Below are 11029 nucleotides of genomic sequence, written 5' to 3' on the forward strand. Positions count from 1 at the left end.
GGGCGCGCAAGGGGGCCAGGGCGGCGCGGCGGGCGAAGGCGGCGCGGGCGGGCAGGGCGGCGCAGGCGGGCAGGGCGGCGGCGGCAGCGGCGGAGGCGTGCCGAGCGGCGTCGTGATCGAGTGTCCGGCGCCTCCGCTCACGCCGCCGGCCGAGGGCACGTGTGCGGTGGTCAAGCAGGGGACCACGGGCACGATCTTCCGCGGCACCGTGCTCGCGCCCGATCAGACGTTCCATCGCGGCGAGCTCGCGCTCGACAAGACGGGCAGCATCGCCTGCGTCGACTGCGATTGCAGCGCCTCGCCCGCCGCGGCCGATCCCACGATCATCGAGTGCGCGGACGGCGTCATCTCGCCCGGCCTCATCAACGCGCACGATCACATCGGCTTCGCGAACAACGCGCCGAAGACGCACGACGGCATCCGCTACACGCACCGCCATCAGTGGCGGAAGGGCGCGCCGGGCCTGCCGAAGATCTCGGTGGCCGGCGGCGCGAGCGGCGACGTGGTGCGGTTCGCCGAGCTGCGCTTCGTGATGAGCGGCGCGACCTCGACGCTCGGCGCGGGCGGCCAGGCGGGCCTGCTCCGCAACCTCGACGTGCAAGGCCGCATGGAGGGCCTCCCGATCCCGCCTGCGGACTCCGACACGTTCCCGCTCGGCGACAGCGGCGGCCTCATGCTCGAGTCGGGCTGTAGCTACCCCTCGCCCACGTCGGCCGCGTCGATCGCCGACATCGAGGCGTACGTGCCGCACGTCAGCGAAGGCATCGACAAGGCCGCGCACAACGAGATCGCCTGCCAGATCTCGGGCACGAACGACATCGTCCAGCCGCAGACGGCCATCGTGCATGCGATCGGCTTCAACGCCGACGACTTCGGCGAGATGCGCAAGGACTTCAGCACCGTCGTCTGGTCGCCGCGCTCGAACGTCGATCTCTACGGCAACACCGCGAGCGTCACGCTGCTCGACACGCTCGGCGTGCCGATCGCGCTCGGCACGGACTGGGTGGCCTCGGGCTCGATGAACCTCCTGCGCGAGCTACGCTGCGCGGACGAGCTCAACACGCTCCACTACGACGGCCATTTCTCCGACCTCGAGCTCTGGCGCATGGTCACGACGAACGCCGCGCTCGCCGCGGGCGCCGGCGACATCGTGGGCATGCTGAAGCCGGGCTACGTCGCTGACGTCACGATCTTCGACGGCAAGGATCGCAAGGATCACCGCGCCGTCATCGGCGCCGGCGTCGAGGACGTCGTGCTCGTCATGCGCGGCGGCAAGGTGCTCTACGGCGACGACGCGCTCGTGGCCGATCCGGGCGTCGGGGGCGCGGACTGCGAGGCCTTGCCCGTCTGCAACCGGGCCAAGCGCGCGTGCGTCGCGAAGGACCTGAACGGCATCACGCTGAACCAGATCCGCACGGCCGGCGAGGCGTTCTACCCGCTGTTCTACTGCAACGACCAGGCGCCGAACCTCGAGCCGAGCTGCGTCCCCTGGCGCACCGAATACGCGAACGGCATCACCTCCGAAGACGACGACGGCGACGGCCTCACGAACGACGTCGACAACTGCCCCAAGGTCTTCAACCCGATCCGGCCGCTCGATCAGGGCGCGCAGGCGGACATCGACGGCGACAAGGTCGGCGACGTCTGCGACGCGTGCCCCTTCGACGCGAACGACGGCTGCACGGCGCTCGACGCGAACGACATCGACGCCGACGGCGTGCCGAACGGCAGCGACAACTGCCCCGAGGCGGCGAACGCCGACCAGGCCGACGCGGACACGGACGGCCACGGCGACGCTTGTGATCCGTGCGCCGAGCCGAACTTCGGCACGCCGATCTGCCCGCCGAAGCCCATGCTCATCGAGGTGATCCGCAACCCGGCGCACCCCGAGCATCCGGCCGCGGGCTCGACCGTCGCGATCAAGGACGTCTACGTCACGGCCCTCCGCCCGAACACGGGCAACAGCCGCGGCTTCTACGTGCAGGACACGTCGCTCGCGCCCTTCAGCGGCATCTTCGTCTTCACGGGCAGCACGGCGCCGCAGGTCCAGATCGGCAACCGCGTCAGCATCGCGGGCAAGTACGAGGAGTACTTCGGCCTCGGCGAGATCACGAACGCGATCGTGACCGTCGACGACGCGGGCACGACGCTCCCGTTCGGCCCGATCGACATCGCGGAGCCCGCCACCATCGCGACGAACGGCATGTTCGCCGAGGGCTACGAGTCGATGCTCGTGCGCGTGGTGAACGTGGCGATCACGGTCGTGAATTCGGACGGCGCGGGCGACTACGACGAGTTCTCGGTCACCGGCAACTTGCGCGTCGACGACCAGATCACGGACGCGGCGCTGAACATGGGCCTGAACAACACGTGCGCGGTGGGATCGAAGTTCACCTCGATCACCGGAGTCCACGGCTACTCGTTCAACAACTTCAAGCTCATGCCGCGCAGCAAGAGCGACGTCGTGTTCGTCGACTGCGATCCGTTCGTCCCCTGAACGGTCTGCCCGCGTGAAAGGGGGATGCCCGCCGCATCCCCCTCCCCCTCCCCTACCGTTTCAGCTCAAAGGTTCGTCGCGATCGCGACGCCGGCGAGGCTCGTCCCGCCGACGAGCACGGGCGCGGTGAACGCGCCGTTCTGCAGGCGCACGTGTTGCGCCTTTCCAGTCATGTCGACGTAGACGATCTCAGCCTCCGCATCCCCCGCGCCGAGCGCGAGCGCGGGCCTGCCGAGGGTCTTCGGCCCGACGTCCTGCACGGCCGAGAACGTCACGCCGTCGAAGCGCGCCCACCGGAGGCTGGCCGTCGCGGCCTCGCGGAACACGAGCAGCGCGCCGCCCGAAGGCAACGCGAGCAGCGCGGGCTCGTTCGACTTCGCGCCCGTGATCTCGACCGGCGTCGCGCTCCACGTCCCACCCTTCCGCGCGACGAACGAGAGCTGCCTGTCGCTCGCGCGCGAGAAGACGACGACGAGCTCCGGGCCCTGCGCCGACGTGAGCGCCGCGATCGCGGGCGTGCTGTCGTCGACGTCGAACCCCGCGACGTGCTGGGTCGCCGCTTCCCACGTCCCTGCCGCGCGGCGCTGCGTGTACAGGTTCGGATCGTTCCACCCGTCGTTCGCGATCACCGGATCCAGGCCGAGCACGGTGATCGCCGCGGCCGCATCTCCCAGGCTGTACGTGCTGGCCCCGACCTTGATCTCTTCGTTCGTCGGACCAAACCCTCCGACGGCCGTGTACGCGGCGTACCAGTAGCGGTTGTTGCTCACGTCCTGGTAGACGATGTGCAGCGCGGCGAGCGAGGCGGCGATGCTGGGCATCGCCCGCATGGTCAGGTTGTTCCCCAGGTTCGCCATGGCGCCGAAGCCGTCTGCCTCGCTCCAGACGGCCACCCGCACCCGATCCTTCGTGGCGACGTCGCTGCTGTGCAGCACCGCGACGCCCCTCTTTTGCCCGGGCAGGATGGCGAACGCCGGCGGATCGGCGCTCTTCTCGCTCACGGCCGTCTCCATCGTCCAGCCGTCCTTCGTCTGGAACCGCTTCGTGATGCCGCCCTGCGTCCCGATCGCGAACATCACGAGCGCCGGGCACGCGGGGCAACCAGGCGCGTCGCAGCTCCCGGGCAAACCGGGTTCCACGGGACAAACGCCCATGCCGCCGCTGCCGCCCGCGCCGCCGCTTCCGCCGGCGCCTCCGATACCGCCCGCGCCGCCGCTCCCGCCGCCTCCGATACCGCCCGCGCCGCCGACCCCACCCGCGCCGCCACTCCCACCGCCGACCCCGCCTGCGCCGCCGCTGCCCGAGCTCGACGACGCCGCCATGCCGCCGCTGCCGCTCGACGATCCCGCCTCGCCGACCTGCGCGTCGTCGATCGGGCAGCCTGAGAGCGCCACGCCGAACAGCGCGAGCGCAATCCCCTGGTCGTACCGCTTCGCCATCGTCAGAACGCTCCCTGGAGCATGAGCCCGCCGTCGCCGCGCCCGACGTAGGGCACGACGTGCACGCTCTGCGCCTGCGGTTTCTTCTGCGAGAGCCCGCGCACGATGCCGAACACCGCCGCGCCGATGCCCGCGGCTCCTGCCGCCGTCAGGCCCACGAACAGGTAAAAGCTCCTGTCCTTGCGCGCGTTGTCGGCGTCGGGCCGGTACTCTTTCGTTGGATCACAAACGGATGGCGTACCCGGGCAGTTCACGCGGATCGTCTCCTCCGCGTCCATCTGATCGAACCGGAAGTAGACCCCGGCCCCCACCGCCGCGAGCCCGAGCCCGCCCGCGACGTACGCCCAGACGGGCACGCCGCCCGAGGCCGGCGCCGGCTTGGGTTTGTCCGGGGGCGGCGGCTTCTTCGCGACCGCCGCGGCGGGCACGAGCGAGAGCTCCACCGTCACCTTCTGGCCCTCCGCGAGCTCCACCGGCTTCTCGATCTTCTCGAAGCCCGGCGCGCTCGCCTCGAACATGTGTTTGCCCGGGTCGAGCGGGATCGTCTCGCCGAGCGCCGCGAGCGGCAGGCGGATCCCGTCGCGCGCGACCTCGAGCCCCTCGGGCCGCGCGCCGACGACGAGCTCCACGCGCGCGAGGCGCGGCTCGATCGCCGCGATCCCTTCCTTCGCCACCTGCTCGAGCTGCTTCTTGCGCTCCTCGCCGAGCGTGTCCTGGTTGAGCTGCAACGCGCGGCGGTAGTCGACGACCGCCTGCGTCAGCTTGCCCTCGTGCTCGTGGCACTTCGCGATGTTGATCAGCGTGCTCGCCGCGGGGTTCAGCTCCATGCTCGCGTCGAACTTCGCGCAGCCCTCGGCCCAGTTGCCGTCGTTCACGAGCTTGCGCCCGCTCAGGTAGAGCGCCTCCGCCGCCGCGGGATCCCGAGGGTTGTCCTGCCCGAACGCACGCCCGGGACATGCAGAGACGATCACCAGCGCGGAGACGGCGAACGCTCGCTGGAGCGACGCCGGGATCGGACGTTCAATATTCATCGAGCGGATTTTTGGGGGTCTTCGACGTGCCGGTGCCCGCGGGCTTGCCGCGGTTCCACCCGCTGGTCGAGGGGAGCGGAGAGACGGGTTTGTCCGAGGACGAGGGCGCGGTCGACGCGACAGGCGCGGCCGCCGAAGACGAGGACAGAGGCTCCGCGGCAGGCGCGGCCGACGCCGAGGACTCCGGGATCGTCGCCGGCTCCGCGCTGGAAAGCTCGGCCGGGATGGTGGCCGCGGGCGCGCGGGCTGAGGCCGTCTGCGCGGACGTCGGCGTCGGCGTCGCGGTGGGCAACGTCGTCGCGAGCGGCCCGCCTTTGGGCCAGAACGTGAGCGCGGCGCCGACCGCGCCCACGCCCACGACGAGCAGCAAGAGCGCGAGGACGGGCGTGACCGACGAGCGCCGCTTGCTCTGCACCTCCGCCGGGAAGCGCAGAGGCTCCCGGCTCGATCGGGTGAGCGCGGGCGACGAAGGATCCGCGCCGGACGACGTCGCGTCGCTCGGCTCCGGCGACGCAGCCTCGGAGGACGCCCCGCCCCCCTCGACGGCCGCGACGTGCGGGGGAACGGGCGGCGCGGTCGCGGTGATCGCGGCGTCGGCGGGCGGCGGCTGGGAGAGCGGCAACTCGCGCGCCGGTTCGAGCACGATCGAAGGCAGCACCGCGCGCGAGCCGGGCGGGGGGGCGACGGTCGCGGGGGGTTTGACCTCGAAGGTCTCCGCGAGCGCCGCCACCATCTCGACCGAACCATTGAAGCGCGTGCTCGTGTCGAGCGCTGTGGCCCGGGAGAACCAGGCGTCGAACGCCGCGGGCAGGCTCACGCCGAGCTCCTTCGCGCGCTCGCTCGCCGGCACCTGCGCGCCGCGCGCCACCAGCATCAGGTAGGGGTAGAGCCCCTGGGCGGATTTGCGCTCGCGCGCCCAGTACGGTTTGCCCACGAGCATCGTGAACGCGATGTGGGCGAGCGAGTACCGGTCGACATGTGGCCCGATCGCCTCCCCGGCGATCTGCTCGGGGGCCATGTAGAGCGGCGAACCGACGCTTTTTGTCGTGTTTGAGCTCGCCGTTCCGTCGGCCACGATTTTCGCCACGCCGAAATCCAGGATCTTGAGGCGGGGCGAACCATCGTCCCGGCGCGTCAGGAACAGGTTCTCGGGCTTCAGATCGCGGTGGATGATGCCTGCGGCGTGCGTGCGATCGAGCGCCAGCGCGGCCTGGTGCAGGAGCGTGACGACCTCCTCGAGCGGCAGGCGCTTGCGCACCTTGAGCAGGGCGCCGATCTCCTCGCCCTTGAGGAGCTCCATCACGATGAACGGCATGCCCGTGGCTTCGTCCACGCCGGCATCGAGCGTCTCGACGATGTGCTCGCTCTCGATCCCGGCCGCGACCTTGGCTTCGAGCTCGAAGCGGGCGCGCATCTCCGGGTCGCTCACGAGGCTCGGCAGCATCACCTTCAACGCGCGGCGTCGCTCGGTGTTCTTCTGCAACACCTCGTACACCGCGCCCATGCCGCCGGCCTTGATACAGCGCACGACCTCGTAGGCGCCGTGAAAGAGGGCGCCCGTCGCGAGGACGGCGATGTCCGCGTCTCGATCCCCGGCCATGGCCCCCCGAGGGTAGCAAAACCTCCCTCCGTTGGGCCCCTTTCCGACGGCGTGAGCAAGATCCGACCCGATTGCTGCAACGCAACAAATTTCGAGCAAAGCCCGTGATCGTGATGCCAAACACATTGCGTCACGAAGTGGCATGCGCGTTTTCCAGGCGCCGTGACCAAGGCTATCGTCGTGGGCGTCGCGGGCGCGGGCTCGCGAAAGGAGAAATATGTCGCGCGTGCGGCCGCTCGTGGATCTGCGGACGATGATCGAGCTCGGGCGCTGGCTCGGCCCGTGGACGGATGGGCAGGAGGCGCCGCGCGACGTCCGCCGCGAAGAGCTCAGCCTCGAGGGTCGCCGCGCCGGGGATCGCGCGTTTTCAGCTTTCGTTTATCGATCGCGCCGTCACGCGCCGGTGGGCTCGCTCCTGCTCGTTCCGGGTCTCCATTACCTCGGTCCGCTCGATCCGCGGATGGATCGCTTCGCGCGGATCCTGGCGACCGCGGGCCTCACGGTGCTCGCGCCGCGGCTGCCCGATTTCACGTCGCTCGTGCTCGGCGAAAACGTGTTCGACGACCTCTCGCGCGCATTTTCGGCCCTTCTCGAGCTGCCGGACCGCCCGCCGGGCAGGCCTGGCGTCTTCAGCATTTCGTTCGGGTCGCTCCCTTCGCTCTGGCTCGCGGCGCGCTCGGACCTCCGCGCCGAGGTGGGCTCCTTGATCGTATTCGGCGGGTATGCCGATTTCGGGGACACGCTGCGATTCTGCATCCACGGCCGCCCCGGCGCGGCGCACGACCCATTGAACCGCCCCGTCGTGTTCATGAACCTCCTGCCCTGGCTCGACGACAAACCCGACGATCCCGCGCCGCTCGTCGCTGCGCTGCGAACGTACGTCGAGGCGACGTGGGGGCGGCTCGAAATGAAGGTCGACGGGAAATGGCAAGCCATTGCGCGGGCCGTCGCGGACGAGCTCGCGCCGGAGCATCGGCCCTTGTTCTTCGCCGCGACGGGTGTCTCGGGCGACACGAAGGCGCTCGTCGACGCGGCGCTCGGGCGATCGGGTGACGCATTCGCGTGGCTCGATCCAGGCCCGCTGCTCGGGGACATCCGCTGCCCCGTCCATTTCATCCACGGCGCGGACGACGACGTGATCCCGTACGAGCAGGCGTTTGCCCTGGCGAAACGGCTACCCGAAGGGGTTTGTCGGGGCATTCACGTGACGGGGCTCTACGGGCACACGCACAAGGCGGACGCGAGCACGACGCTGCGCGACGTGCCGGCGCTCGTGCGGGAAGGTGCGACGCTCTTGCGGATGTTATCGGCGGTGGCGCGGTGCGGGGGTGGGTGACGAATCGAATCAGCGCGCCCGCCGCTGGGTCGCCTTCCAGCGCCGATGCAAGCGCGCCGTCCGCGCCCGCGAGAGGATCCGGTCGCCGGGCAGCCACAAAGAACGCGGCCGCTCCTCCTGCCCGCGCAGGAGCTTTTGCGTCGAGATCCCGAGATCCGAGGCGATCTCGTCCGCCACGATCGCCCCCGAGAGCGCGCCGCCCTCCATGTACCCTTGCGCGTCGAGGCTCGTGTGCTCGCCGGCGAAATGGAGGTTCTTCACCCGCTCCGATTCGGACCCGGTGATCGTCGTGTATTGCCCGACCTTGTAGGCCGAATAGCTCGCCTTCGTGTACGGGTGCGTCGGCCAGTGGAATCGCGCGACCTTGCCGTTGTGGGTCGCTTTCGTTCCAGGAAACACCTGCTCGAATTGATCGAGGAACTCGGCCGCGCGCTCCTCGGGGGTGCCCTTGCCGCTCTCCAGGCCTGGCGTGCCGCCCGTGAAGTTCGTCAGGATGCCGCTCGCGCCCGGCTGGAGCCGGCTCGTCTCCCACGTCGACTGGTACGGCAGATCCGAGAACGTCTCGCCATTCGAACCGGCGTCACGCCACGGCCGCGAGGAAAAACCGACCATCAGCTTCGCGTTCGTGCCGTATCCGAGCTCGTCGATGGCGCGCTTCTTCACCTCGGGCAGCTCGACCTCGATCGAGACCTCGCGGAGCTTCGTGAACGGGAGCGCGAGCACCACGTGATCCGCCGTGACCTCGAACGTGCTGCCTCCGCGCGAGAACGTGAGCACGTAACGACCGTCCGCGGCCTCGCGGAGCGAGGCGAGCGTCGCGTCGAGCTCGATCTGCGCGGGATCCAGGGACTCGGCGAGGCGCGTGGGGAACGTGTCGTTGCCGTCCTTCGTGTGAAAGAGCTCGTCGCTGTCGCCGAAGACCTCGAAGGACGAAGTGTCCGTCGAGATCAGGAACATCATGTTGAGCACGTTCGTCACGTCGGGCTCGAGGCCGTACTCGATGTTGTACGCGACCTCGAGCAACGTCCGCACCGGCCCGCTCGCGTTGATCTGATCGAGCCACGCCGTGAGCGAGAGCGCGTCGAGCGTCTCTCCGCCGTTCGGCTTGTTGTAATAAACGAAGAGGTCCTCCTGATCCGTGAGCGTCGCGAGGGCCTCGTCGATCTTCGCCGCGATGGGCTCGAACCCCATCAGGATCTCGGCCTCCGTGAGCTCTTTGCCCGCGATGTGGGCGACGAGATGCTTCAGGTTCGGATCGTCGTTCTTGTAGTCGAGCAGATCGATCCCGAGCTCGGCCGCGAGGTCGTGCATCGTGACGTGGCCCGTGTCGATGAGCTCGCCGCCGAGCTCGCAGTGCTGGCCGTCGGGGAACGTCGCCCGGTCGGTGTACATGCGACCGCCGATGCGCGTCGATGCCTCGTACACCGTCGCCGAGACGCCGAGCTTCTTCAGCCGATACGCGCAGTGCAGGCCCGCGATGCCGCCGCCGACGATCGCGATCGTCGGTTCGCCCTCGGGCGGGGGCTTGCCGGGATCCTCGCCGCCACACGCGCTCGCCGCGATCGGCAACGTCAGCGCCGCGGCGCTCATCTCGAGGAAGCGACGACGCGGGAGCGACGCGCGCTCGCGCTGCATCGCGAGAAGCTCGGTCGCGGGGATGCCCGTCTGGCGCGCGGACCGGCTGATCTGGAGGAGGCGGGACAGGGAACGAAGCAGCGGTGTTCTGGCCATGAGCTCACTCCGGGGAACACGGCGCGGCGAGCGGGCCGCGGCGCGAAGAAAGGGCCCGCAGGATACCTCGGACTTGCCCCCGGACCCAAGGCGCGCATAGTCCGGCGTCATGTCCGACACGATCTCTCAGGCCCTCTTCGAGCGCGCCCGCGCCGTCATCCCCGGCGGCGTCAACAGCCCCGTCCGCGCCTTCCGCGCCGTCGGCGGGAACCCCGTGTTCATCGCCCGCGCCAAGGGCGCGCGGGTCTACGGCGAGGATGGCAGCGAGTACGTCGATTACGTGGGCTCGTGGGGGCCGGCGCTCCTCGGTCACGCGCACCCCGACGTCATCCGCGCCGTGCAAGAGGCCGCGGAGGGCGGGCTCTCGTTCGGCGCGCCGACGTCACGCGAGGTGCGCTTCGCGGAGGCCGTGCGCGCGCTCTACCCGGGCATCGAGAAGCTCCGCTGCGTCTCCTCCGGCACCGAGGCGACGATGAGCGCGATCCGCGTGGCCCGCGGCTTCACGCGCCGTGACGTGATCGTGAAGTTCGAGGGCTGCTACCACGGACACGCCGATCACTTGCTGGTCAAAGCAGGCAGCGGCCTCGCGACGTTCGGCGTCCCCGACTCGGCCGGCGTGCCCGAGGGCACCGCGAAGACGACGCTGACGCTCGCGTTCAACGACATCCCGGCGCTCGAAGCGCTCTTCGCGGCCAAGGGCGGCGAGATCGCGGCCGTCATCGTGGAGCCCGTCGTCGGCAACATGGGCTGCGTGCCGCCCGAGCCCGGCTTCCTCGAAGCGATCATCTCTCTTTGCCGCAAGCACGGCGCGATCTCGATCTTCGACGAGGTCATGACGGGCTGCCGCCTCGCGCGGGGCGGCGCGCAGGAGCGCTACGGCCTGCGCGCGGACCTCACGACGCTCGGCAAGATCATCGGCGGCGGCATGCCGCTCGCGGCCTACGGCGGGCGGGAAGACGTGATGAACGTGGTCGCGCCGCTCGGGCCCGTGTACCAAGCCGGCACGCTCAGCGGAAACCCCGTCGCGGTCGCGGCCGGGCTCGCGACGATCGAGCGGCTCGTGCCCGAGGTGTACGAGAAGGTCGAGCGGCTCGGCGCCGCGCTCGAAGCAGGCTTCAAGGACGCTGCCGCGAAGGCGGGCGTGCCGGCCACGGTGCAGCGCGTGGGCTCGATGATCACGCTGTTCTTCAACGACAAACCCGTGCGGTCGTGGGCCGAGGCTTCGCAGAGCGACACGAAGCGCTTCGCGACCTGGCACGCGGGCATGCTCTCGCGGGGCATTTACTGGCCGCCGTCGCAGTACGAGGCGGCGTTCCTCTCGGCGGCGCACACCGACGAGGACATCACGCGCACGGTGGAAGCCGCGCGCGCGTCGCTCGGCTGAAGACGACGGGG

General features: G+C 70.1%; 7 protein-coding genes. 3 read left to right on the forward strand and 4 right to left on the reverse strand.

From position 1 onward, the window contains the following. A partial coding sequence (locus QHF85_RS26025; protein ID WP_281330016.1) for an amidohydrolase family protein occupies positions 1 to 2497 on the forward strand: 2497 nt, incomplete at its 5' end. 65 nt (positions 2498 to 2562) lie between these two features. Here QHF85_RS26025 and QHF85_RS26030 read toward each other — a convergent pair. From QHF85_RS26030 to QHF85_RS26040, 3 genes are read right to left on the reverse strand one after another with little or no spacing between them, the layout of a single operon-like run. Further along, positions 2563 to 3936 (reverse strand): hypothetical protein, encoded by a 1374-nt coding sequence (locus QHF85_RS26030; RefSeq protein ID WP_281330017.1) that lies wholly within the window; start codon positions 3934 to 3936, stop codon positions 2563 to 2565. 2 nt (positions 3937 to 3938) lie between these two features. Further along, entirely contained in the window at positions 3939 to 4967 is a 1029-nt protein-coding gene (locus QHF85_RS26035) for a hypothetical protein (RefSeq protein ID WP_281330018.1), read from the reverse strand. Continuing rightward, positions 4957 to 6567 carry a protein kinase gene (locus QHF85_RS26040; protein ID WP_281330019.1) on the reverse strand — a complete coding sequence of 537 codons (1611 nt, stop codon included), beginning with the start codon at positions 6565 to 6567 and terminating at the stop codon, positions 4957 to 4959. Before QHF85_RS26040 ends, QHF85_RS26035 begins: the two co-directional genes overlap by 11 nt. Before the next feature lie 217 nt (positions 6568 to 6784). Here QHF85_RS26040 and QHF85_RS26045 point away from each other — a divergent pair, with 217 nt between their 5' ends. Then, on the forward strand, positions 6785 to 7903 hold the full coding sequence (locus QHF85_RS26045; protein WP_281330020.1) for an alpha/beta hydrolase: 1119 nt from the start codon (positions 6785 to 6787) through the stop codon (positions 7901 to 7903). Between the two features lie 9 nt (positions 7904 to 7912). Here QHF85_RS26045 and QHF85_RS26050 read toward each other — a convergent pair whose 3' ends face one another. Further along, positions 7913 to 9634 carry an NAD(P)/FAD-dependent oxidoreductase gene (locus QHF85_RS26050; RefSeq protein WP_281330021.1) on the reverse strand — a complete coding sequence of 574 codons (1722 nt, stop codon included), beginning with the start codon at positions 9632 to 9634 and terminating at the stop codon, positions 7913 to 7915. 109 nt (positions 9635 to 9743) lie between these two features. On the opposite strand from QHF85_RS26050, the gene hemL reads away from it, so the two are divergent. Further along, complete coding sequence (gene hemL, locus QHF85_RS26055; protein WP_281330022.1) at positions 9744 to 11018, forward strand: glutamate-1-semialdehyde 2,1-aminomutase; 1275 nt, start codon at positions 9744 to 9746, stop codon at positions 11016 to 11018. The last annotated feature ends 11 nt before the right edge of the window (positions 11019 to 11029 follow it).

The sequence above is a fragment of the Polyangium sp. 6x1 genome (genome assembly GCF_029946515.1).
Lineage (GTDB): Bacteria > Myxococcota_A > Polyangia > Polyangiales > Polyangiaceae > Polyangium.

Coding starts and splice junctions, on each gene's coding strand:
- QHF85_RS26030 (WP_281330017.1), bottom strand. CDS start 3,936: ATGGCGAAGCGGTACGACCAGGGGATTGCGCTCGCGCTGTTCGGCGTG.
- QHF85_RS26040 (WP_281330019.1), bottom strand. CDS start 6,567: ATGGCCGGGGATCGAGACGCGGACATCGCCGTCCTCGCGACGGGCGCC.
- QHF85_RS26045 (WP_281330020.1), top strand. CDS start 6,785: ATGTCGCGCGTGCGGCCGCTCGTGGATCTGCGGACGATGATCGAGCTC.
- hemL (WP_281330022.1), top strand. CDS start 9,744: ATGTCCGACACGATCTCTCAGGCCCTCTTCGAGCGCGCCCGCGCCGTC.
- QHF85_RS26035 (WP_281330018.1), bottom strand. CDS start 4,967: ATGAATATTGAACGTCCGATCCCGGCGTCGCTCCAGCGAGCGTTCGCC.
- QHF85_RS26050 (WP_281330021.1), bottom strand. CDS start 9,634: ATGGCCAGAACACCGCTGCTTCGTTCCCTGTCCCGCCTCCTCCAGATC.